Here is a 23,960-nt window from a genome sequence, read left to right as displayed (position 1 = left end):
ACATTGGGGTTTCCGAACTCTGAAGGCTGGACGCGTCACGGATGGGGGCACGATCTGGTTTCCATTGGCGAGGCCACTCGGTTGAGCCGAGCTCGTCAAGCCGAACCGTGCCGCCGCCCTTGCCAGGTGGCATCATCTCTGCGCGGCCCGAGGGACAGTGTCGCTGTCCCAACCGGGACTGGTTCCAATCGGTCTGGCAGCCACCTCGCGCGTGTTCAGACGCGGCTGACGCTTCGGAGCTGCGAACTTGCGACGGCGAGCTTGGCGACAGTGAGCGGCCCGCTGTCGCGAAGCTCCCGCGCGAGGCGGTCCGCTCGCATGACGACTTCGGGGTTCTCCGACGCCCAAGCCTCCACGCATTCACTGCCCGCGTTGCCGCCAAGCCTCAGCGCGGCGGCGGCGATCGCCGATTGCTGGCTGCGGAGGTCGCTGATGAGTCGACCGAGCGCGATCCGCTCCCAGTGATCGGCCGGGACGACCTCGCGCGCATCGGCACGCAGCCAGTCGAGAGTGAAGCGGGCGCCGGCGGCGAAATACGTCGCGGCGACGTCGGCAACGGGCTTCTTCAGCTCCGCCGCGGCGCCGACGATGTCGAGCGCGCCGCTGAGGAGTTCGAGCGCTCCGACCCGCTCGGCCAAGGCCTTCGGCACGCGCGCCGCGACGAGATCCGCCGCGCGCTTTCCCAGCCGCGTCTTGAGATAGGGCGAGAGCAGTTTGTCGACGTCGCGGGCAATGGCGGTGACCCCATCGGCATAGCGCCCGATTACCTCGGTTATGCCGCCCGTCGGCTCCGTGGTCAGGAGGAACTGCGACTGGGAAGCGACCATGTCGGAGACGGCGAGATGCATGGCGATCTGCGCCGAGGCCGCGACCTTGTTGTCGAGGGCGTTTATCTCGGCGCTAAGTGCCGGGGCCCCGAACACCTCGCGGGCGATGACGAAGACGCGGGCGACCTCGGAGGGGGTCGCGCCTGTCTCTTCCCTGAGCCGGTTCACAAGCGTCGGGCCCGTCTCGTTCACAAGCGCGTTCGAGATGATCGTGGCGATTATCTCGCGCTTGAGGCGATGCTCGAGCACGGCCTTCTTGTACTTAACTCGCAGCGGGGCCGGCATGTAATCGATCAGGAACCGTTCCATGTAGGGATCGTCCGGAACGGTGGAATGGACGAGATCCGCCGCGATCTCGTTCTTGGCGTAGGCAACAAGCACTGCGATCTCCGGCCTGGTCAGGCCCTTCCCCGCAGCCGCGCGCTCCGCGAGCGCCTCGTCTGAGGGCAGGAGTTCCACCTCGCGATCGAGTGTCCGCTTCGCCTCGAGGGCCTGCATGAAGCGGACATGATCATCAAGCAGCTCTGGCGCACGTGCCTCGACCATGGAGACGGCGAGGGTCTGATCGTAGTTGTTGCGCAGAACCAGCTTCGCCACTTCGTCCGTCATGTCGGCAAGCAGCTTGTTGCGCTGCTTAACCGTCATGTCCTCGGCCCCAACCACGGCACCGAGGGCGATCTTGATGTTGACCTCGTGGTCCGAACAGTCGACGCCTGCGGAATTGTCGACCGCGTCGGTGTTGATCTTCACTCCGCGCATGGCCAGCGCGATGCGCCCGCGCTGGGTGACGCCGAGATTGGCGCCCTCGCCCACCACCCGCGCGCCGACCTCGCGGGCGTCCACGCGGATCGCGTCGTTGGCGCGGTCGCCGACATCGGCATGGCTTTCTTCGACCGCCTTGATGTAGGTGCCGATGCCGCCGAACCAGAGGAGATCCGACGGCACCTTCAGGAGCGCCCGGATCAGCTCGAAGGGCGCAACCGATTTCGCCTTGAGCCCGGTCAGCTTCTGGATCTCCGGTGTGAGTTCGATCGACTTGGCCGCGCGCGAGAAGACGCCGCCGCCCTTCGAAATCAGCTTCCTGTCGTAGTCCTGCCAGCTCGACCGCGGCAAGGCGAAGAGGCGTCGGCGTTCCTTGTCGCCCTTGGCGCTGTCGGGATCGGGGTCGATGAAGATGTCGCGGTGGTCGAAGGCGGCGACCAGCCGGATCTGGTCCGACAGCATCATGCCGTTGCCGAAGACGTCGCCCGACATGTCGCCGACGCCGATGACCGTGAACGGCTCGGACTGGATGTCGTGGCCGAGCTCGCGGAAATGGCGCTTCACCGCCTCCCAGGCGCCCTTTGCGGTGATGCCCATGCCCTTGTGGTCATAGCCCTGGCTGCCGCCCGAGGCGAAGGCGTCGTCGAGCCAGAAGCCGTAATCGGCGGCGACTCCATTGGCGATGTCGGAGAAGGTCGCGGTGCCCTTGTCGGCGGCGACGACCAGATAGGGATCGTCGCCGTCGCCCCGCACCACGCCGTCCGGCGGAACGACCGCGGTCCCGTCGAGGTTGTCGGTGATGTCGAGCAGGCCCGACAGGAAGGTCTTGTAGCAGCGGATCGCCTCGGCTTGGACCTCCTCGCGCGTCCCGTCGGCGGGAAGCGACTTCGGCAGGAAGCCGCCTTTGGAGCCGACTGGCACGATGACCGCGTTCTTGACCTGCTGCGCCTTGACGAGGCCGAGGACCTCGGTGCGGTAGTCCTCCTTGCGATCGGACCAGCGAAGGCCGCCGCGCGCCACCGGCCCGCCCCGGAGGTGCACGCCCTCGACCCATGTCGCGTAGACGAAGATCTCGCGCCAGGGCCGCGGCAGCGGCAGCTCGTCGAGCTTCTCGCAGTCGAATTTCATGGAGACGTAAGCCTTGGGCCGCCCTTCCGCGTCGGGCTGGTAGTAGTTGGTCCGGAGCGTCGATCGGATGGCGTTGTGGAAGCGCCGGAGGATGCGGTCGACGTCGAGGCTGGTGACGCTCTCGAGCAGGGCGTCGATCCCGGCCTCGATGCGCTTCACCTCCTTCTCGCGGGCCTTGTCGTCGGGCAGAAGGCCGGGCGCGAACATCGCGTCGAACAGCGCGACCAGCGCCTCCGCGACTTTCGGATTATCGGCCAGCGCGTCCTCCATGTAGTCGATGGAATAGGGGATGCGCGCCTGGCGAAGATACCGGCTGTAGGCGCGGAGCAGCGCTGTGTCGCGGATCGACAGACCGGCCACCAGGACAAGACGGTTCAGCGGATCGTCGTCCACCTCGCCGCCCCAGACCGCGGTGAAGCCTTCTTCGAGCTTCTCGCGGAGCGCGCCCAGATCTATGTCGCCTCCTGCGGCGGACGTCATGAAGAAGTCCTGCACCCAGACCTCTTCGTCGCCGCGCGCGACCTCGTAGGGCCGTTCCTCAAGGATGCGAAGGCCCATGTTCTCGAGCACCGGAAGACAATCCGAGAGCGGCGCCGGCCCGCCGAGACGGTAGAGCTTGAAGCGCACGGCGTCGTCGGAATCCTCGAGACGGCGGTAGAACTTGAGGCCCAACGGACGAGACTTGCTCAACAGCTCCATCTGTTCGACGTCGGCGACCGCGGCGGCGACCGGGAATGCCTCGCGATAGGCGGCGCCGAAACCGTCCCCGTAGCGGGCGTGGAGGAGGTGGCCCTTATGCTCGCCGAGGCGATCGACCAGCGCTTCGCGAAGGATGTCGGACCAGCTGCGGACGGCAGAGAGGATGCGGTTCTCGATCTCGCGCACATCGGGCTGTGTCAGGTCGCCCATCGTCGTGGCGATGACGAAATGGACGCGCGCCAGTGCCTCGTCGCCGAAGGAGGGCGTCCATGCTGCGACGCGGCCGGAGAGGGAATCGGCAAGGATCTCGCCGATGCGGACGCGCAGTTCGGTCGTGTAGCGCTCGCGCGGGACAAAGACGAGGCAGGACTTGAACCGCCCGAACCGGTCGGGTCGGATGAAGAGGCGGGTCCGCGGGCGCGTGGCGAGCTGGAGGACGCCCACGGAGTTCTCGAAGAGCTGGTCGTCCGTGCACTGGAAAAGCTCGTCGCGCGGATAGGTCTCGAGAACGTTGGTCAGCGCCTTGGCGTCATGGCTCACGGGCGCGAAGCCGGCGCGCTCGATCGTGCGACGGACCTTGCCGCGCAGCAACGGGATCGATGCAGGTCTGCGGTTGTACGCGGCCGAGGTGAAAAGGCCGACGAACGTGTGCTGTCCGACCGCCTTGCCCTTCGCGTCGTATGTCTTGACGCCGATGAAATCGAGCTGGGTCGAGCGGTGGACGGTCGATTTGCGGTTGGCCTTCAGGATGATGAGCGGAGAGCGGTCGGCGACGAAGGCGTCCATCTCGGGCGTCCAGTCGGCGAAGTCGCCCTTGTTGTCGCGGAGGACCGTGAAGTCGAGATCCCGCATCAGGCCGAGCCCGGCCTCGGGCACCACCTCGGCGCCCTTGGCCCCGACCTTGTATTCGCGGTAGCCGAGGAAGGTGAAGTGGTTGTCGGCGAGCCAGTCGAGGAACTCTGCCGCCTCGGCGAAGGCCTCGTCGCCCTTCGGTGCGGCAGCGCGGACCGCTTCCGTCACCTCTTCGAGCTTGTGCAGCATGGGCCGCCAATCCGAAACGGCGAGGCGCACGTCGTTCAACACCGCCTCAACCGCCGTCTCGAGCTCGGCCAGCGCGTCGGCGTCGCCAAACTCGTCGATCTGCGCCTGGATGAGTGATTCTCGCACCGCGCCCTTGGCGTCGGGGGCACACAGGCCTCCACGCTCGCCCTTCGCGTCGCGGTCGACGGTGACGACGGGATGAAGCAGGCGGTGGACGCCCAGCCCGCGATCGTTGAAGAGGACCGTGAGCGAATCCACGAGGAACGGCATGTCGTCGTTTATGACCTCGATGACGGTGTGGCCGCTCTCCCAGCCATGCTCTTCCATTCGCGGGTTGTAGACGCGAATCTTCGGCCGTCCGGGCATTCGTTTCGCGCCGAGCTTCCAGAGCGCCAACGCGGCGCCGTAGATCGCGTTGGCCGGCTCGTCGGCAATATCGTCGTAGATCGCGTGCGAGTAGAATCGGTCCAGAACTTCGCCAAAGGCTTCGGCCTCTGCCCTGCCGAGCCGCTCCACGCTCAGAGCCTTCACCTCGTCAAGCTTGGTGCGAAGTCGGTCCTTGAGATCGTGCGTCATGGCCAGACTCCTTGTCTTCCGCAGCTCTCGGTCAACGCCATTGCAGAGCATGGCGGAGCCGAAATCAACAGGGGCAAAGCAGGAATCCGACAGGGGCGACAACTTGTTCCGGCGCATTCGAAATCTGACGTCGGGAGAAGCGCGCGCCAACTGGCGGGTGAGGCCGCCCTGCTTGTCTGCAAATCCAGCCCGCGCAGGAGGCAGGGATGCCACCCGCCGGAACGAACGTCCGACCGAAACACAGCGCCCGGTCGGAGAAGGCCGCGAGATGGGCCGTCGGCGCCAGCGAGGTCACCATGACACACCTCCCGCAGCGGCCTCGGCACCGCGTCGCTGTCTGGACAGGGATTGGTTCGCACTGGTCTGAGGAAACCACCGCAGAGATCGGCAAAGGTTCAGGGATTCGCCTCGAATCTCGGCCTTCACCTGCCGAGTGGCAGTTCCCGGCGCCCATGAAACGGCATCGCCGGTTTCAGGTCCGGCGGCGGATATATGCCGTCAGGGCTTCTATCGGGTGAGATCCGCAAATGTTCGTTCAGCAGCCCTTGACTGTAGCCAAATCCCCCGGAAGAAACGTGGACTGACCCCAAACCAAAATGGGCTGAGCAGGGGGATGGGTCTGTTCTGGCACGCCGTGCGGTCCCCGTCTGTTGTTCTCCCGGAAGGAAAGTTCCATGAAGTTCCGCTTTCCCATCGTCATCATTGACGAGGACTTCCGCTCCGAGAATTCCTCGGGCCTTGGAATTCGCGCGATGGCGCAGGCCATCGAGAGCGAAGGTTTCGAAGTCCTGGGGGTCACGAGTTACGGCGACCTGTCCCAGTTCGCCCAGCAGCAATCGCGGGCAAGCGCCTTCGTTCTGTCGATCGACGACGAGGAATTCGGCCCCGGGCCGGACATCGATCCGGCCGTGAGGAAGCTGCGTGCCTTCATCGAGGAGGTGCGCTGGAAGAATGCCGACGTGCCGATCTACGTCTACAGCGAGACCAAGACCAGCCGGCACCTGCCCAACGACATCCTGCGCGAGCTGCACGGGTTCATCCACATGTTCGAGGACACGCCGGAATTCGTGGCGCGTCACATCATCCGCGAGGCCAAGGGCTATCTCGAAGGCATCCAGCCGCCGTTCTTCAGGGCGCTGCTCGACTACGCAGAGGACGGATCCTACTCGTGGCATTGCCCGGGACACTCGGGCGGCGTGGCCTTCCTGAAAAGCCCGATCGGGCAGATGTACCACCAGTTCTACGGCGAGAACATGCTGCGCGCCGACGTGTGCAACGCGGTGGAGGAACTGGGCCAGCTTCTCGACCACAATGGCGCCATCGGTGCCTCGGAACGCAACGCGGCGCGAATCTTCAATGCAGACCACTGCTTCTTCGTCACGAACGGGACCTCGACCTCCAACAAGATGGTCTGGCACCACACGGTGGCGCCGGGCGACGTCGTGGTGGTGGACCGCAACTGCCACAAGTCGATCCTGCACTCGATCATCATGACCGGGGCGGTTCCTGTCTTCCTGAAGCCCACCCGGAACCACTACGGCATCATCGGCCCGATCCCGCACAGCGAGTTCGAGGTCGAGACGATCAAGGCCAAGATCCGCGCCAATCCGCTGCTCGCCGACGTCGATGCCGAAACGGTCAGGCCGCGCATCATGACGCTGACGCAGTCCACTTACGATGGCGTGCTCTACAATACCGAAACCATCAAGGGCATGCTCGACGGCTATGTGGAGAACCTGCACTTCGACGAGGCCTGGCTGCCCCATGCCGCCTTCCACCCGTTCTACGGCACCTACCATTCCATGGGCCGGAAACGCGGGCGCACGAAGCACTCGGTCACCTACGCCACGCAATCGATCCACAAGCTCCTGGCCGGCATCAGCCAGGCGAGCCACGTGCTGGTGCAGGACAGCCAGGACACGAAGCTCGACCGGCACCTCTTCAACGAGGCGTACCTGATGCACACCTCGACCAGCCCGCAGTACAGCATCATCGCCAGCTGCGACGTGGCGGCCGCGATGATGGAGCCTCCGGGCGGCACGGCGCTGGTGGAGGAAAGCATTGCCGAAGCGCTCGATTTCCGCCGCGCGATGCGCAAGGTCGACGAGGAGTTCGGCGAGGACGACTGGTGGTTCCAGGTCTGGGGGCCGGATGAACTCGTGGACGAAGGCATCGGCCGCACCAGGGACTGGGTGCTGCGTCGGACGGACGCGGACGGCGTGCAGAAAGCGGATGGCCTGGATTCCTGGCATGGCTTCGGCGACATGGCGCCGGGCTTCAACATGCTCGACCCGATCAAGGCCACGATCATCACGCCCGGGCTGAACCTGGACGGCCGATTTGAACAGACGGGCATTCCCGCCTCGATCGTGACCAAGTACCTGGCCGAACACGGGGTCGTGGTGGAGAAGACGGGCCTCTACAGCTTCTTCATCATGTTCACCATCGGCATCACGAAGGGCCGCTGGAACACGCTTCTGACCGCGCTGCAGCAATTCAAGGACGACTACGCCAGGAACCAGCCGATGTGGCGCGCCATGCCCGAGTTCTGCGCCAAGCAGCCGCGCTACGAGCAGATGGGCCTGCGCGACCTGTGCCAGCACGTGCACTCGCTCTATGCCAAGTATGACGTCGCGATCCTCTCGACCGACATGTACCTGAGCGATCTCACGCCGGCCATGAAACCGAGCGAGGCGTTTTCGCACATCGCCCGCCGGACCACCGAGCGCGTGCCGATCGACGAGCTCGAGGGCCGCGTGACCACGAGCCTCGTGACGCCGTACCCTCCGGGCATTCCGCTGCTGATCCCCGGCGAGGTGTTCAACAGGAAGATCGTGGAATACCTCAAGTTCAACCGCGAGTTCGCGCGCGAATGCCCGGGCTTCGAAACCGATATCCACGGCCTGGTGCAGGAGGTCGGCCCCGACGGTTCCGTCCACTACTTCGCCGACTGCGTGGCCAAGTGAGTTGAGGGCCTGAAACCTGATCCTCCCCCGATGAAGCGGTTCGCCGATAGCTGCGGGAAGAGGGAGGATCAGGGCAGGGGGCGCCAGGGGCACCTTGAAAACTGTCACAAGGCCTCGGCAGGGCGAGGTGCCTTTCGGGCAGGACGCTGTGCGCGTGGATGCGGATCGGGCGGTGCGCATGGACATCCAATCCCGCGCCGCCTATGAATTTCTGGTGTATGTGAGGGAGGAGAGGACTTGGCGGAGACTCCACAGTCCATCGACGCGACGATTGCGCTTCTCAATGCTCAGAATTACGTGTGCAGCCGTCCGCTCGGCACGGTGGCGTTCCTGGCGCTGAAGCTGGGCAAGCCCTTGTTCCTCGAAGGCGAGGCCGGCGTCGGGAAGACGGAGATCGCCAAGGCCATTGCCGCGGCGCTGGGGCGGAGGCTGATCCGGCTTCAGTGCTACGAAGGGCTGGACGCGGCCTCGGCGATCTACGAGTGGAACTTCTCGGCGCAGATGATCGCTATCCGATCCGCGGAAGCGACGGGCACGGCCGACCGGGAGATGCTCCAGGAGGAGTTGTTCTCGGGAAACTACCTGATCCGGCGGCCGCTTCTGGACGCCATGGAGCCGCACCCGGAAGGCCCGCCGGTCCTCCTCATCGACGAGGTCGATCGCACCGACGAGCCCTTCGAGGCGTTCCTCCTCGAAGCGCTCTCAGACTACCAGGTGACGATCCCAGAGATCGGCACGATCAAGGCCGAAGAGCCGCCGATCGTCATTCTCACCTCCAACCGCACGCGCGAGGTCCATGACGCGCTCAAACGCCGTTGCCTCTACCACTGGGTCGATTTCCCGAGCTTCGAGCGCGAGATGGAGATCATCCGCGCCCGCGTTCCCGGCGTGACCGAGAAGCTGTCGTCCGAGGTCGTGGCCTTCGTGCAGTCGCTGCGCGGCGAGGATCTGTTCAAGACGCCGGGCGTGGCGGAATCGATCGACTGGGCGCGCTGCCTGATAGCGCTCGACACCGTGGAACTCTCGCCCGAGGTCATTTCGGACACGCTTGGCGCCGTCCTCAAATACCAGGACGACATCGCGAAGATCGCCGGGGCGGAGGCGACGCGCATCCTGAACGAGGCGCGGGCCAAGCTCGGCCGTGCGGGCTGATGGGGGCGCAGCGGCCTCTGCCGGAGACCGATGGCCGCCTGGCCGAAAACATCGTTCACTTCGCGCGCGCGCTCCGGAAGGCGGGTGTTCGGGTCGGTCCGGCGCAGGTGCAGAGCGCGGTCGAGGCCGTCGCGGCGGCGGGTTTCAGCCACAAGACGGATTTCTATCACGTCCTCCGCTCGACGCTCATACACCGGGCCGAGCATCTCGAGATCTTCGACCAGTGCTTCGCGATGTTCTGGCGCGACCCGGAGTTTATCGAGCAGATGATCCACCTGATGTCGCCGACGCTGCGCAAGGACCCCGATGAGCAGCGCAAGAAGAAGGCGGCTGAGCGGCGCGCGGCCGAGGCCCTGACCGAGGCGCCAGAACCGCCCGACGGAACTCCGGTGCGCGAAGAGCTCCAGATGGACGCACGGATCAGCATGTCGGCCTCGGAACGTCTCAGGTCGATGGACTTCGAGCAGATGAGCACTGCGGAGATCGCCGAAGCCTCGCGCGCCGTCCGGGCGCTGCGACTGCCGGTGAAGCCCGTTCGGACGCGCCGAAGCATCGCGTCGCCGCATGGCCGCAGGCCCGACATTCGCGCAACCCTGCGCCGGTCCCTGAGAAAGGGCGGAGAGATCGAAAAGGTGCTGATGCGCAGACGCCGCGAGCGTCCGCCGGACCTCGTCGCGCTTTGCGACATCTCGGGTTCGATGTCGGTCTACTCGCGGATGCTGATGCATTTCCTGCACGCAGTGACCTGGGCGCCGGAGAGGCGCTGGGGCAAGGTCAGTGTCTTCACCTTCGGCACGCGGCTGACGAACGTCACGCGCGCCCTCGCGCAGAAGGATCCCGACCTCGCGCTCGCGGCCGCGGGGCGGGACGCGGTGGACTGGGAAGGCGGCACGCGGATCGGCGAGGCGCTTCGGCGCTTCAACGTGGACTGGTCGCGCCGCGTCCTGGGCCAGGGCGCCGTGGTCCTCCTGATTTCCGACGGGCTGGAGCGGGGGGATACCTCGGTGCTCGAAGCGGAAATCGAGAGGCTCAGGCTTTCCTGCAGGCAGCTCATCTGGCTCAACCCGCTCCTGCGTTGGGACGGGTTCGAACCGAAGGCAGCCGGGATCCGGGCGATCCTGCCCCACGTGGACAGCTTCCACGCCTGCCATTCCCTCGACAGCCTCGAGGCGCTTTCGGCGGTGCTGGCAAAAGCGGTCAAGTGATTGCTCTCAAAACGGTTGCTTTGATGCGGGCGCCGGATAATCTGTCGCCATGACCGCGAACTATTTCCGTGCCTTGCTATGGACCTGAACCGCGAATGCCACGCCGCGGTCCCGGGCAGGGGCGGGTTCGCGCGGGGATCGGCGCGCGCAGCCGGCGGAAGGGTGCGGCAAGCGCGCCCCAGGCGACGGCAACCCGTCGAGAGCTTTCATTACCAGCCAGTTGAAAAGGTGCCGGCGGGCGGGGCCTGACCTTCGGCATCGAACAATCTTCCGGGTCCGGGATCCGGAAACAAAGGGAGGAAAGACATGGCCGAAATCTCAATGACCGTTAACGGCAAGGCGGTGAAACGCTCCGTTCCGGACAACACCCTGCTGTCGGAGTTCTTGCGCGAGCATCTGAGGCTCACGGGGACCCATATCGGGTGCGATACGTCCCAGTGCGGCGCCTGCGTGGTGCACGTCGACGGGAAGGCCGTGAAGTCCTGCACGATGCTGGCGGCGGCGGTCGACGGCAGCGCCGTGACGACGATCGAAGGTCTCGCCAATGGCGACCTGCACCCGATGCAGAAGGCCTTCAACGACAACCACGGCCTTCAGTGCGGCTTCTGCACGCCCGGCATGATCATGTCCGGGGTCGACATGGTGAACCGGTACAAGGCCGAGGGCCGCGAGTTGACGGAGGCGGCGATCCGCCACGAACTCGAGGGCAACATCTGCCGGTGCACCGGCTACCACAACATCGTGAAATCGATTCAGCAGGCCGCCGGCGAGATGTGAGCGGGCCGCAGGGAGGGAATTGAAATGAGCGACGGAATTGGCGCGCGCGTCAAGCGCAAGGAAGACAAGCGGTTCATCACCGGCAAGGGCAAGTATACCGACGACATCCGGATGGAGAACCAGGCATACGCGGCCTTCGTCCGCAGCCCCCATGCCCATGCGAGAGTGAAGGGCATCGACGCCTCCGCGGCCGAGGCGATGGAGGGCGTGATCGCCGTCCTGAACGGCCAGCAACTGACCGGCGACGGCATCGGCAACCTGATCTGCGGCTGGGCGATCAGCTCGAAGGACGGCAGCCCGATGAACATGGGCCCGTGGTCGGCGCTCGCCACCGACCGCGTTCGCTACGTGGGTGATGCGGTCGCGGTCGTCATCGCGGAAAGCCAGGCGGTCGCTCGGATCGCGGCTGAAAAGGTCGAGGTGGACTACGAGGAGCTTCCGGCGGTCGCGCAGGCCGACAAGGCCCTCGAACCTGGCGCGCCGCAGGTCCACGACAATGCCCCGGGGAACCTGATCTACGACTGGGGTCTGGGTGACGAGGCGGCGACGGATGCGGGCATCGCCGGCGCGGCGCACGTGACCGAGATGCGCGTTCTCAACAACCGCCTCAGCCCCAACCCTATGGAGCCGCGCTCTGCCGTGGCGACCTACGACGAGGCCGAGGATCACTACACGCTCTACACCACGAGCCAGAACCCGCATGTCGCGCGTCTTGTTCTGTCGGCCTTCTACCAGGTCGCGCCAGAGCACAAGCTGCGCGTGATCGCCCCGGACGTCGGCGGCGGCTTCGGGTCCAAGATCTACATCTACCCCGAGGAAATCACCTGCCTCTGGGCGTCGATGAAGACCAAACGCTCGGTCAAGTGGACGGCTGACCGGTCGGAGGCGTTCAAGACCGACGCTCATGGCCGCGACCACATCACCACGGCGAAGATGGGCTTCGACGCGGACGGCAAGATAACCGGCTTCAAGATCGACACGATCGCGAACTTCGGCGCCTACATGTCGCTCTTTTCCTCGGCGGTGCCGACCTATCTCTATGCGACGCTGCTGTCGGGCCAGTACGACATCAAGAACGTCTACTGCAACGTCCGCGCGGTCTACACGAACACCGTGCCGGTCGACGCCTACCGCGGCGCGGGGCGGCCGGAAGCCTGCTTCCTGATCGAGCGCATGATGGAAACCGCGGCGCGCGAGATGGGCATGGACCCGGGCGAGTTGCGCCGGCGGAACTTCATCCAGTCCTTCCCGCACGAGACGCCCGTCATCATGACCTATGACGCGGGCGACTTCCCGGGCAACCTCGACAAGGCGCTGAAGGCTGCCGACGTTGCGGGCTTCGCGGCACGCAAGGCGGAAGCCGCGAAGCGGGGCAAGCTCCGCGGGATCGGCTATTCCTGCTACATCGAGGCCTGCGGCATCGCGCCGTCGGCGGCGGTGGGCAGCCTCGGTGCGGGCGTGGGCCTTTGGGAATCGGCCGAAGTCCGGGTGAACCCGGTGGGCACGATCGAGATTCTCACCGGCTCCCACAGCCACGGTCAGGGCCACGAGACGACTTTCGCCCAGATCGTCGCAGACCGTTTCGGCGTGCCGATCGACAACGTCTCGATCGTCCATGGCGATACGGACAAGGTGCAGTTCGGCATGGGCACCTACGGCTCGCGCTCCGGCGCGGTCGGCATGTCGGCCATCGTCAAGGCGATGGACAAGGTCGAGGCCAAGGTGAAGAAGATCGCGGCCCATGTGCTAGAAGCCTCCGAGGACGACATCGTCATCGAGGGCGGAGAGGTGAAGGTCGCGGGCACGGACAAGAAGATGGCTTGGCACGAGGTGGGCCTTTCGGCCTACACTGCGCACAACTTGCCGCCGGGGATGGAGCCCGGTCTGAAGGAAGGCGCCTTTTACGATCCGGTGAACTTCACCTTCCCGGCGGGCGCCTACATCTGCGAGGTCGAGGTCGATCCGGAAACGGGCGTGACCAAGGTCGTGCAGTTCACCGCCGCGGACGATTTCGGGACGATCATCAACCCGAACATCGTCGAGGGACAGGTGCATGGCGGCGTCGCCCAGGGCATCGGCCAGGCGCTGCTGGAGCAGGTGGTCTATGACGACGCGGGCCAGCTCATCACCGGGTCCTACATGGACTACGCCATGCCGCGCGCCGACGACGTGCCGTTCTACACGATCGAGCACAACACGACCGTCTGCCCGAACAACCCCCTGGGCATCAAGGGCTGCGGCGAGGCCGGGGCGATCGGCGCGCCGCCGGCGGTGATCAACGCGATCACCGACGCGATCGGCAACAACGATCTTCAGATGCCGGCGACGCCGGCGCGCGTCTGGGCGGCCATCAATGCGGCCAAGGCCCCGATGGCGGCGGAATAAGGGAGGAGAGACGATGTATGACGTGAACTATCACCGGCCCTCCTCTCTGGAGGACGCCGTGAAGGTGCTGAAGGGCGCGGGCGAGGCCAAGATCCTCGCGGGCGGTCAGACGCTTCTGCCGACGATGAAGCAGCATCTCGCGGCACCGTCGGACCTCGTGGACATCCGGAAGATCCCCGGCATGGTGGGCGTGAAGGTCGAGGGCGGGGCGATCGTCATCGGCGCGGCGACGACCCATGCCGAGGTGGCGGGAAATGCCGACGTTCTGAAGCACGTTCCAGCACTGTCCTGCCTCGCGGCGGGGATCGGCGATCCGGCGGTGCGCCACGCGGGAACGATCGGCGGTTCGATCGCCAACAACGATCCGGCGGCGGACTATCCCTCCGCGATCCTCGCTCTCAACGCCACGGTGGTGACGAACACGCGCGAAATCGCCGCGGACGACTTTTTCGCGGGGATGTTCGCCACGGCTCTCGAGGATGGTGAGATCATCACGGCGGTCCGCATCACGCCGCCGAAGCTGGCGGGATACGAGAAGTTCCCGAACCCGGCTTCGCGCTACGCGATGGTCGGGGTCTTCGTCGCCGATACCGGCAGCGGCGTTCGCGTCGCGGTGACCGGAGCGGGCGAGGACGGCGTCTTCCGTCACGAGGGCCTGGAAGCGGCGCTGGGCTCGGATTTCTCGCCGGGCGCGGTCGACGGCGTGGAGGTTTCGTCCGATGGCCTTCTGTCCGACATTCACGGGGATGCGGCTTACCGGGCGCATCTGATCAAGGTGATGGCCAAGCGTGCGGTTTCGTCCGCCGCGTAGAGGTTCACCTGCCTCGATTCAGGAAAGAGGCAGCCGGCGGTTCATCCGCCGGCTGCCGTCATTTCAGGGGATTGGTCGTGGGTTCACCGGGCCGCAGCGCCGCGGTGGATGTTCTCGCGGATCATCCTGCCGGCCGCCCCGTGGCGGGCGCGCAGATCGGGATTCAGGCGGGGCGGGTTGCGAAAGAGAGTGGGAAGCATGGTCGTCGTCCTTTCCTTGGTTATCGGGTGCATGTGACTTGGGTGCCGGGGCGGGGGCGGCGTTGCTCCAAGAGCGTTGGTCAAGGCCGTGTGCCCCGGTGACGGACAGAGGTTTACGCCCGCCGTGTTTCAATTGGCGCTCGCGCGGGGGCTCACTTCGTTTCGAAGGTTTCAGTCACGGCTGGAGGGAAAGGCGACCGACCACGGCGACCATGAGCGGGCCCGCTCGCATCGAGCGGGGACAGCGGTCGCGGTGCGAGTAAACCGGATGTCGCTTCAGTAGATCGGCGCGCCGCCCTCGAATAGTGCCTTTTCAAGCATCGTCGCGAACCCGGAGACCGTCGTTCTGTAGTCTTCCCAGGCTTCGGGCGCTGCAATGGCCCCAATGATGCCGCCGGGGCGCGCGCCTTCCGGCAGGCCGGAGAACGTCTTGGGGCCGGCGATCCGCGCCCCGTCCGACACTCGGGTAACGACGACGGTCGCGTCGATGAAGCTGCGCCCGCCAATCATGAAAGACTGACCGGGCGATACGAGGAGAACCCGATCTATCGAAATCAGCAGATCGGCATTCCCGGACGAACTCATGCGTTTTCCCAACTCTCCTTCCAAGGCCGTTTGCAGATCGGAGGCCAGCCTTTCCGGAGTAATGGGCAGGCCGCGAACGGACATTTGTCCGAGCTGATCCGTTCTGACGGTCACCCGGCGGATCGTCACGTCTTGCGCGACCTCGGGTGTCAGAACCGTCTGTACGCATGCCGCGAGTGGCAAGGTCAGGGCCGCGAGCAGGAAAGCACGCCTCGGCATGTTTGAATCGGGGTTTCCCACGCCAAGATCGGCTTTGTTCTCGAACATCGTCCTTCCCTCCCTCATTGTGCTCAGGCTGGCCTCCGGGCTGGCCCTGGGCAATGACAAGGATCAAGCGACGAACTGGGGGGCAGCAGAAGGTTGACCGGCTGGCTCGCGGGGGCATTCAGCCGCTACGGTTCCGAAGGTTGGTGCGGAGCGCCCTCAGGCTTGATGCAGATGACGAAAGCCATCGCCGAATTGTGCCGGAAAGGAGCGAGATTGATGCGTGACTACACCCTCTATTACTGGCCGCTGCCGTTTCGCGGGCAGTTCATCCGCGCCGTCCTTGCCCATGTGAATGCCAGTTGGGAAGAGGCCGGACCCGATGCCACGGACGAGATCAGAACGATGGCCACGGCTGAGCAGCCCGTTCCGCACATGGGGCCACCCGTTCTGACGGATCATGGCGCCGGGCTCTCTCTGGCCCAGATGCCCGCCATCCTTGCTTATCTCGGCGCCAGACACGGGCTGATGCCTGCCGATCCTGGCCTTCAGGCGCTGACCAACAAGATCGTGGCCGACAGCAACGACGTTCTTTATGAAATGACCCGCCACAACGGGGCACAGATGTGGACGCAGGAGACCTGGAATGATTTCCGCCCGCGCCTTTCCCGCTGGATGGAGATATTCGAAACGACGGGCCGCCGGCACGGGCTTGCGGAGGGCGCGGGACATCTGCTGGGCACCGAGGAGCCTGGCCTCGCCGATCTTGTGACGGCGACGCTCTGGGGAACGATGACGGCGAAGCTGCCCGCTCTTCGCCCAATGCTCGGTGCGATGGCGCCCTCCGTCGCGGGTCTCACCGACCGGATCGCCGCGCTGCCAGAGCAGGTCGATCTCACCGCCCGCAGCGATGCCGAATACGGCGACCTTTGGTGTGGCGGCCAGATCGAGGCGTCGCTTCGGGCGGTGGTCTGAGTGGCAGATGCGAAACCCTGGGCGGTTGGCCGCCCCGTTACGCTATTGCGACAGGATCAGGTCGACGGCCCCGACTGAACGCTTCACCCGTTTGGCGTTGGGGATGTCGTTGCCCAACGCCTTCGCCCGTGCCGCATCCGGCTCGAAGCCGTGCGAGAGCCAGCGGTCGATCAGCCGTCGTTCCAATTCGTCCATCGGGACGTCGAGGAAAACGGAGAAGTCCCAGTATTCGGCGAGCCCGCGCCAGGGGGCTTCGTCGAGGCAGAGGTAATTCCCTTCCACGACCACGATCCGGGTCGAAGGCCGGATCTCCGCCGCGCCGGCGATGGCGATTTCCCGTGTGCGGTCGAACACGGGCAGGATCACCGAGGCCTCCTCGCGGACACGGCGAATGGCGGTGGCGAAGCCGCCGAAATCGAAGGTCTCCGGCGCGCCCTTCCGGGGAAGGAGGCCGCGCGGCTCCAGAAGCCGGTTGTCGAGGTGGAAGCCGTCCATCGGCATCAGCACCGCGTCGTTGCCGCGCGCCACGAGCGCGGCCACCACCGCTTCGGCGAGCGTCGACTTGCCCGAGCCGGGCGGGCCGGCGATGGCGGCGAGGCAGCGCTCGCCGGTTGTGGGAAGCGCCTCTATCCGCTCGGCAAGCTCCGCCGCGCTCCGGACCACGGTTTCGTTTGCGTCCTCCATGGCGGCCTCAGTCGTAACGGAAACCAGCGGCCTCGGCGGCCCTATGAATGAATGGCAGGCCCGCGTCGAGGACGTCATCGGGGTTCGCCGCCACAGGGTGCCAGATCGCCAGGGCGGAGGCGATTGCCGGATGGACATGGTTCATGCTTTCGAGCGTGGTGATGCCGTCGAAGCCAACCTCGACAAGAGTTTCGAAAACCTCCGCCCAGCCGATCGTGCCCGCCCCCGGGGCGCCGCGGTTCGATTCCGAAAGATGGACGTAACCGAGGAACGGACCGCAATCGCGGAAGCCCCGGGCATAGGACACTTCCTCGATGTTCATGTGGTAAGTGTCGATGTGGATGAACACGTTGTCGGCGCCAACTGCCTCGCAATAGGCCCGGCCATCGGCGCCGGTGTTCATGATGTGGGTCTCGTAGCGGTTGCAGGGCTCGATCCCGAGGCCGAGGCCGTAGCCCTTCGCGAGTTTCGCCGCGCGCTCGATGAAGCGGGCGGTGCCGTCGAACTCCGCCTGCTTGCGAGGTGCGCCGGAAATCTTGCCGATGGTTCCGTAGGTCACGCCGGACAGCGAGGCGGAGCCCACGCCGCGTGCCACCTCGAAAGCGGGCTTGAGAAAGTCCAGCCCGGCCTCCGGGTCAGCGATCACGTCGATATCGCGCGGCAGGCCCAGCGAGCAGACCGCCTCGATCCCGGTTTCCTCGAGGAAGCCGCGCGTCGCCTCCACGTCTATCTCGGCCGGGTCGAGCAGCGGGATCTCGAGCACCCGCACCTTGTGGGTCGCAAGCTTCGGCAGCATCGCCCGCATGGTGGCAACGTCCCATTTCGGAGCAGCGGCAAAGGTGTGAAGGCCAAGTTTCGCCATCGGGTCTATCCTCTTGCTTCGTGGGCCGCGGCCTCGGAGATGTCACCGCCGCCGACGATGGCGGAAACGACCTCCGCCATATTGGTGTCCGCGGTCTTGAGATTTGCGGCCGCGCGGCCGTGGCGCAGGACAACGATCCTGTCGGTGACCGAAAGCACGTCGTTCAAACGGTGCGAGATCAGGATCACGCCGATCCCCTCGGCCTTGAGTTGCCGGATGAGGTCGAGCACCCCCTGCACTTCGCGCACGGCGAGGGCCGCGGTGGGTTCGTCCATGATCACGACCTTCGGGTTGAAGGTCAGCGCGCGCGCGATCGCGACCGATTGCTGCTGGCCGCCGGAGAACGACCCCACCGGCCGGTTGATGGCGGGCAGCTTCGCCCCGAGCCGGTCGATCATCGCCTGCGCCTCGCGCTTCATCGTCGCGCGGTCGACGAACCGCATGCCGAACAGGCTGCGCGTTGGTTCGCGCCCAAGGAAGATGTTGGCGGCCACGTCCTGCTGCCGGGCGAGCGCGAGGTCCTGGTAGATCATCTCGATCCCCATCTTGCGCCTGGCGCCCGGAGAGAAGTCGAGGATCGGCGCGCCGTCGAGCGAGATCGTGCCGGCATCGGCCGTGTACATGCCCGTCACGATCTTCATCAGCGTGGATTTGCCCGCGCCGTTGTCGCCGACGAGGCCGACGACCTCGCCGCGATCGACCTTGAAATCCACGCCGTGCAGCACGTGCACCGGCCCGAAGCTCTTGGTGACGCCCTTTACGTCAAGAAGGCTCATACCCGGCTCTCCTTCCTGATCTGGTACTGGTCGATGAAGACCGCGAGGACCAGAACCGCGCCGATCGCCATCTGCTGGTAGTAACTCTGCACGGCAAGCAGGTTCAGGCCGTTCTGAAGCACCCCCATGATGAGCGCCCCGATCATCGTGCCGAGGATCGAACCGCGCCCACCGAAGAGGTTGGTGCCGCCGATGATCGCGGCCGTGATGGCAGTGAGTTCGTAGGTGATCCCGGCCGTCGGGTCGCCGGAGTTGATCCGCGTCGCAAAGAGAAGCCCGGCGAGGCCGGCGAGTCCGCCGGACAGCGTGTAAAGCGTAAGCCGGTGGCGTTCGACGTTGATACCAGCGGTGCGCGCGGCGTTCTCATTGTCGCCGATCGCCAGGGTATGGCGTCCGTAGCGCGTGTAGGCCAGCAGCACGTGCATGACGAAGGCCGTCGCCACGAGGATGATCACAGGCATCGGCACGCCAAACGGCCGGCCCTGTCCGAGATAGACCATCGCTTTCGGCAGACCGTAGATCACCCGCCCGTCGGACAGGACCAGCGCGAGGCCCCGGGCGATGCCGAGCATGCCCAGCGTCACGATAAAGGCGGGAACGAAGGCGCGCGTTATCACGAGGCCATTGATCAATCCGGCCGCCGCGCCGGCAGCGATGGTTGCGAGAACCGCGATCGGTGTCGGCATCCCGAGCTTCACCGCCACGGCGGCGCCGACCACGCCGGAGAGGCCAAGAACGGAGCCGAGCGAGAGGTCGAGGCCGCCAGAACTAAGCACATAGGTCGCGGCGATGGCCAGCACCCCAATGGTGGAGGTGGCCAGGAGAATGTTCATGAAGTTGCTCACCGACAGGAAGAATGGCGAGAGAATGGCCATGAGCGTCGCGAGCGCGATCAGGACGATCAGGCTCTCGAGGCGGATGTGCAACTGCTCGATCGATGCCATCTGGATACGCGTCCAGAGGCCAGGCTTCGGCACTGTCGTTCGTGGATCCGTGGAAGTCATCTATGCCTCATTATTGGCGGCGCGGCGGCGGAACCGCCGCGCGGCTCAGATCGCCGCCGGGAGCGGCTCGGCGGGACCTGGAGGCCCCGCCGATCGGAAGATCACTTCACGTATTCGAGCAGCGGTTCGGTGCCCGCGTCCATGACTTCCTTGGTCAGGACCAGCGTCGGGACGATGATCTGCTCCGAAACCTCGCCGCCTTCGACGGCGACCTTCACGTTCTCGACGGCCTGCTTGCCGACCAGGTAGGGCAGCTGAGCGACCGAGGCGGTCAGGCGGCCTTCGTTGATCGACTTCACCGCGTCGGAGTTGCCGTCGACGCCGATGATTACCACGTCTTCACCCTTGCCAGCCGCGAAGACGCTTTCGACAGCGCCGAGGGCCATGCCATCGTTCGCGGCGAAGATCCCGACGAGATCGGGGTTCCGCGTCAGGATGTCGTTGGTGATGTTGGCGGCCTTGCCGCGGTCCCAGTCACCCGGCAGCGAGGCGACGATTTCGAGCCCGGGCGCCAGTTCGGCGAGCTTTTCGGCGAAGCCGCGCGCGCGCTTTTCGCCGGTGATGTTGCCCGAGAGACCTTCGATGACGAGGACCGGGCCCGTCGCGTCCGCGCCGAGTTGGCTCACCATGTATTCCGCGCCCTGGGCACCGGCGAGCACGTTGTCCGAGCCGATCGAGAAGGTGATGTCGATGCCTTCAGCCTCGAGGATCGCCGGGTCGAGGTTGCCGTCAAGGTCCACCACCTTGATGCCCTTGTCCTGCGCGGACTTGAGGCAGGGAAGGAGGTTGGTCGAGTTGATCGCGGCGGTGATCATCGCCACCGGGTTCCGCTCGAGCATGGTGTTGCAGACGTTGAGCTGGCTTTCGGCCGCCTGATCGCTTTCCACCGCCTGCATGTAGTACTCGACGCCGGCCGACTTTGCGCCGTCCTCGACACCCATGCCCATCGCGCCCCAGAACGGGTTGGCGAGGGTCTTCATCAGGATGCCGTATTCGCCTTCGGCCATCGCCGGCGATGCCGCCAGTAGCGCCGATAGCGCTGCGGCGCCAAGTTTGAGACTGGTCTTCCGGTTGGACATGACTCTTCCTCCTCTTGAATCCGTTTCGTCCATGTCAGCCGCCGCGCTCGTACTGACGCGACGGGTCGTTCATTTGCCCGGCCGACTCGCGGACGAGCATGGTGCAGGGCTCCAGATGGCTTGTCGGAGCACCCTTGTTGCCTCCCTCGATGCGCTCAAGCAGGACCGACACCGCGCGTTCGGCCATCGCCGCCACGGGCTGAGCCACGGCCGTGATCGAGGGCCAGGTCGTCTGCATCCAGTCGGCGTCATCGAAGCCCACGAGTTCCACATCCTGCGGTATGCGCAGTCCGCGCCGGCGCAGCTCAGACAGCACCAGAAGCGTGGAATGCTGTGACAGCGAAAAGACCGCTGTCGGCCGCTCTGCGCCGGTATGCCCGTCGAAATAGGTGCGGACGGCGCCGCGCTGGGTCTCGGGATCGTCATCCGACAGCAGGGTGTCGATCCGCACCTGTGGATCGAGCGTCTGCGCCCGTTCGGTGAAGCCGTCGAGGCGGGTCCGCACGGCCTTGGATATCCGCGTGGCGCCGTGCAGGAGAATGTGGCGATGCCCCTGTCCGATCAAGAGGTCGGCGACCTTGGCTGATGCTTCGGAATTGTCGGCCGTAACGGTGTCGAAATCGTCGTCGGCAGAAGCCCGATCGACAAGGACCGCCTGCATGCCAAGCTCGCGCATCCGCGTGGCTCCCTCGCCACGCTCAGAGCGGACCGGCACGAGGATCGTGCCTGCCACGCGCCAATCGGCCATCCGCGCCACCAGGTCAGACTCCCGTTCCTCGCTTTCGCGCGAAGACGCGACGATCATGTGGTAGCCGGCTTCTTCTGCCGCGCGCTCAAGCCCCGTGACCAGCGCGCCGAAGAACGGGCTTTCGAGATCGGGTACGACCGCCCCGATGATCCGCCGCTGCTCGTGGCGCAGGCCGGCCGCAAGCGGGTCCATCCGGTAGTCCAGTTCCCGCACCGCTTCCCGGACGCGCTGGGCATTCTCGGATCTGACCGACGCCACACCGCGCAGGACCTTCGAGACGGTTGCCGCCGATACGCCGGCCGCGCGGGCGACGTCGTGGATCGTGGCGCGTCTCTGCTTGTCCTCTCCCGGCATGGCCCCCTCCCATGCGTGCCGAATCCGGCAGAATCGAGAAATAAATCGGTTTACTCTCCATGTAAATCGATTCATTTTCTTTCCGGGAGGAGCTGTCATGGCCGTCGAGTCGAAGCCGCTCGTGATCTGCGCGCCGGAGCCGCGCACGCTGGATCTGATCTTCACGCCGGGAAAATTGGCGGAACTGCGCGACCGCTACGAGCTGGTCGAAACCTCCGCCGCCGGAGTGGCCGAACTCGACGCGGCAACACTCGGGCGCGCCCGCTATATCCTCGGCCAGCCGCCGCTCTCCGAGGAGACGCTGGCGAAGATGACCAGCCTGCGCGCTGTGCTGAACGTCGAGTCGAACCTTCTCGACAACATGCCCTACGAAGAGGTGTTCCGGCGGGGGATCCACGTGATCACGACGGGGGCCGTATTCGCGGTGCCGGTCGCCGAACTGGGGCTGGCGCTGGCGCTCGACCTAGCGCGAGGGGTGATCGTGGCGGACAACGATTTCCGTGCGGGGCGCGAGAAATGGGGTGGGGACGGCAATCTCGGGGCGCGGCTCTTGACCGGGGCCGATGTCGGCATCATCGGCTTCGGCGATCTGGGGAAGGCGCTCAGGCGCGTACTATGCGGGTTCCGCTGCAAGGTCAGGGTGTATGACCCCTGGCTGCCGCCCTCGATCCTGGAGGACCACGACGTGACGCCTGCGAGCCTCGACGAAGTGCTGACGGGCTCGGACTTCATCTTCGTGGTCGCCGCGGTCACGACTGAGAACCGCGGGTTCCTGGGCGCTGGGGAATTCGCCCGGATGCGGCCGGGTGCGGCTTTCATCCTGCTTTCGCGTGCCGACGTCGTCGATTTCGACGCCTTGATGGACGCGGTCTCCTCGGGCCACATCGTGGCGGCGAGCGACGTCTACCCCGAGGAACCTTTGCCCTTGGACCATCCTGTGCGCGGGCTCGACGGGTTCATCCGGTCGGCCCACCGCGCTGGCGCGCTCGACGTCGCCTTCAAGCAGATGGGCGACATGGTTCTGGAAGACATGGACTTGATGGACCGCGACCTTCCGCCGATGCGATGCAGGCGCGCGGAACGGGAGACGGCCCGAAGGATGCGTTCCCGCCCGGTGGACAAGAACTGACATCGGCAACCTTGGCGCCACACCTGCAGGGCGCTGCGGGGTTGTCGCAAGCAGGCCGCACCAGCCAACCGTCACTGCCGAGGTGAGTCGCGCTTTGAAGACGGCCGTAGGCAGACGGCGACGCTCCGACAGCGCCGATCGGGGGCCCTTTCCCTGGCTCTCTGCGAACGTTGGTGGCGTTTCGGCCGGAATGTCTCCCGGGCCTGAACATTCCAAGGCGAAACTGGACTTCGCCTGATTGAATGGCCCATACTTGGTGTTGTGACCAGTTTCTGTAACCAGTTGTCGAGTTCTAGTTTCATGAGTCCTATAGAAAAATCCCGGGCAAAGTCCGTCGCTCTGAAAGCGTTGGGCCTTGGCCTATATGCCAACGACGTCGAAATCCGCGACGCCTGGAAACGCATAGCCTTCGAGACGCATCCAGACCGAAACGGCAGTACTCACGCCGAGTTCGCGCGGGCAAAGGCCGCCTACGATTTCCTGCGAAACGGCGCCAATGACGAGAACTTCCTGGAGGATGAAACGTCGGTCTCCGGGCGCAGTTCCAGGAGCGGCATCGCGAAGAGGCCCAGGATCACGACGCGGACCGTTCCGCTTTCCGCAAGCGAGGCTGCGGAGTGCCAGGCAATTCTCGCCGCGCAGGCCTGTGCGCTCGTGAATGGCGAAAACGCGCATGTCGTTGATCTGGATGCCGGGGGCAGCCACGCCGGGCATTCATCCGGCGCCAGCACGGATCATGTTCCCGAAGCGGTCCAGCGTCATGGGCGGCATCTGACCTACGTGGTCCGCACCCCTCTGGTGCGGGGCACCAATCGGGTGGCCGTTCCGACGGCGCTGCTCGAGGATATCCGCAAGGTCAAACCGATGATCGTCCGCTTCCTGTCGTTCAAGAGCGGGCCGGGGGAGATCAGGGTTCCAGAAGAGGTCCTGTCGAACGTCTTTCCGGGCGCGCGCATCGTGGATATCCGGTTCTCCGATGCCTGAGGCGATGGATCCGATCGCGTGCCTTTGAGGCCCGCGCTCGATTGGCC

At 65.5% G+C, this 23,960-nt stretch carries 17 protein-coding genes; 9 read left to right on the top strand and 8 right to left on the bottom strand.

Annotation, left to right across the window (positions count from 1 at the left end):
* Positions 1 to 215: 215 nt before the first annotated feature.
* A complete protein-coding gene (locus ABCN56_RS06935; protein ID WP_343080029.1) occupies positions 216 to 5,033 on the bottom strand; it encodes an NAD-glutamate dehydrogenase in 4,818 nt (1,605 codons plus the stop codon).
* A gap of 674 nt (positions 5,034 to 5,707) precedes the next feature.
* On the opposite strand from ABCN56_RS06935, the gene ABCN56_RS06930 reads away from it, so the two are divergent.
* The 6 genes from ABCN56_RS06930 to ABCN56_RS06905 all read left to right on the top strand — a co-directional run bounded on the left by ABCN56_RS06930 (position 5,708) and on the right by ABCN56_RS06905 (position 14,329).
* Positions 5,708 to 7,999 (top strand): Orn/Lys/Arg family decarboxylase, encoded by a 2,292-nt coding sequence (locus ABCN56_RS06930; protein ID WP_343080028.1) that lies wholly within the window; start codon positions 5,708 to 5,710, stop codon positions 7,997 to 7,999.
* 237 nt (positions 8,000 to 8,236) lie between these two features.
* On the top strand, positions 8,237 to 9,151 hold the full coding sequence (locus ABCN56_RS06925; protein ID WP_343080027.1) for an AAA family ATPase: 915 nt from the start codon (positions 8,237 to 8,239) through the stop codon (positions 9,149 to 9,151).
* Positions 9,151 to 10,356 (top strand): vWA domain-containing protein, encoded by a 1,206-nt coding sequence (locus ABCN56_RS06920; protein WP_343080026.1) that lies wholly within the window; start codon positions 9,151 to 9,153, stop codon positions 10,354 to 10,356. The genes ABCN56_RS06925 and ABCN56_RS06920 overlap by 1 nt, the downstream gene beginning before the upstream one ends.
* 306 nt (positions 10,357 to 10,662) lie before the next feature.
* The gene (locus tag ABCN56_RS06915; RefSeq protein ID WP_343080025.1) at positions 10,663 to 11,133 is read left to right on the top strand and encodes a (2Fe-2S)-binding protein; all 471 of its coding nucleotides are present in this window, start codon (positions 10,663 to 10,665) and stop codon (positions 11,131 to 11,133) included.
* A 24-nt stretch (positions 11,134 to 11,157) separates the two neighbouring features.
* On the top strand, positions 11,158 to 13,518 hold the full coding sequence (locus ABCN56_RS06910) for a xanthine dehydrogenase family protein molybdopterin-binding subunit (protein WP_343080024.1): 2,361 nt from the start codon (positions 11,158 to 11,160) through the stop codon (positions 13,516 to 13,518).
* A 13-nt stretch (positions 13,519 to 13,531) separates the two neighbouring features.
* Entirely contained in the window at positions 13,532 to 14,329 is a 798-nt protein-coding gene (locus ABCN56_RS06905; protein ID WP_343080023.1) for an FAD binding domain-containing protein, read from the top strand.
* 476 nt (positions 14,330 to 14,805) lie between these two features.
* On the opposite strand, the gene ABCN56_RS06900 is transcribed toward ABCN56_RS06905, so the two are convergent.
* Positions 14,806 to 15,381, bottom strand: coding sequence for a hypothetical protein (locus ABCN56_RS06900; RefSeq protein WP_343080022.1), 576 nt, complete (start codon positions 15,379 to 15,381; stop codon positions 14,806 to 14,808).
* Positions 15,382 to 15,597: 216 nt separating this feature from the next.
* On the opposite strand from ABCN56_RS06900, the gene ABCN56_RS06895 reads away from it, so the two are divergent.
* On the top strand, positions 15,598 to 16,293 hold the full coding sequence (locus tag ABCN56_RS06895; protein ID WP_343080021.1) for a glutathione S-transferase: 696 nt from the start codon (positions 15,598 to 15,600) through the stop codon (positions 16,291 to 16,293).
* A gap of 42 nt (positions 16,294 to 16,335) precedes the next feature.
* Here the strand turns inward: ABCN56_RS06895 and ABCN56_RS06890 are convergent, their stop codons facing one another.
* From ABCN56_RS06890 to ABCN56_RS06865, 6 genes are all read right to left on the bottom strand, one after another.
* Positions 16,336 to 16,977: a nucleoside/nucleotide kinase family protein gene (locus ABCN56_RS06890; protein ID WP_343080020.1), complete on the bottom strand. Its 642-nt coding sequence runs from the start codon at positions 16,975 to 16,977 to the stop codon at positions 16,336 to 16,338.
* A gap of 7 nt (positions 16,978 to 16,984) precedes the next feature.
* Positions 16,985 to 17,839: a sugar phosphate isomerase/epimerase family protein gene (locus tag ABCN56_RS06885; RefSeq protein ID WP_343080019.1), complete on the bottom strand. Its 855-nt coding sequence runs from the start codon at positions 17,837 to 17,839 to the stop codon at positions 16,985 to 16,987.
* Positions 17,840 to 17,844: 5 nt separating this feature from the next.
* Positions 17,845 to 18,615 carry an ATP-binding cassette domain-containing protein gene (locus ABCN56_RS06880; RefSeq protein WP_343080018.1) on the bottom strand — a complete coding sequence of 257 codons (771 nt, stop codon included), beginning with the start codon at positions 18,613 to 18,615 and terminating at the stop codon, positions 17,845 to 17,847.
* A complete protein-coding gene (locus ABCN56_RS06875) occupies positions 18,612 to 19,619 on the bottom strand; it encodes an ABC transporter permease (RefSeq protein ID WP_343080017.1) in 1,008 nt (335 codons plus the stop codon). Before ABCN56_RS06875 ends, ABCN56_RS06880 begins: the two co-directional genes overlap by 4 nt.
* Positions 19,620 to 19,720: 101 nt before the next feature.
* The gene (locus ABCN56_RS06870; protein ID WP_343080016.1) at positions 19,721 to 20,698 is read right to left on the bottom strand and encodes a sugar ABC transporter substrate-binding protein; all 978 of its coding nucleotides are present in this window, start codon (positions 20,696 to 20,698) and stop codon (positions 19,721 to 19,723) included.
* A gap of 34 nt (positions 20,699 to 20,732) precedes the next feature.
* Positions 20,733 to 21,800 (bottom strand): LacI family DNA-binding transcriptional regulator, encoded by a 1,068-nt coding sequence (locus ABCN56_RS06865; protein WP_343080015.1) that lies wholly within the window; start codon positions 21,798 to 21,800, stop codon positions 20,733 to 20,735.
* Positions 21,801 to 21,897: 97 nt separating this feature from the next.
* Here ABCN56_RS06865 and ABCN56_RS06860 point away from each other — a divergent pair, with 97 nt between their 5' ends.
* Together ABCN56_RS06860 and ABCN56_RS06855 are read left to right on the top strand one after the other, a co-directional pair.
* Positions 21,898 to 22,929 carry a hydroxyacid dehydrogenase gene (locus ABCN56_RS06860; protein ID WP_343080014.1) on the top strand — a complete coding sequence of 344 codons (1,032 nt, stop codon included), beginning with the start codon at positions 21,898 to 21,900 and terminating at the stop codon, positions 22,927 to 22,929.
* Between the two features lie 300 nt (positions 22,930 to 23,229).
* Complete coding sequence (locus ABCN56_RS06855) at positions 23,230 to 23,913, top strand: DnaJ domain-containing protein (protein WP_343080013.1); 684 nt, start codon at positions 23,230 to 23,232, stop codon at positions 23,911 to 23,913.
* The last annotated feature ends 47 nt before the right edge of the window (positions 23,914 to 23,960 follow it).

The sequence above is a fragment of the Ostreiculturibacter nitratireducens genome (genome assembly GCF_032670585.1).
Lineage (GTDB): Bacteria > Pseudomonadota > Alphaproteobacteria > Rhodobacterales > Rhodobacteraceae > Ostreiculturibacter > Ostreiculturibacter nitratireducens.
This window is presented reverse-complemented; position numbering and strand designations above follow the sequence as displayed.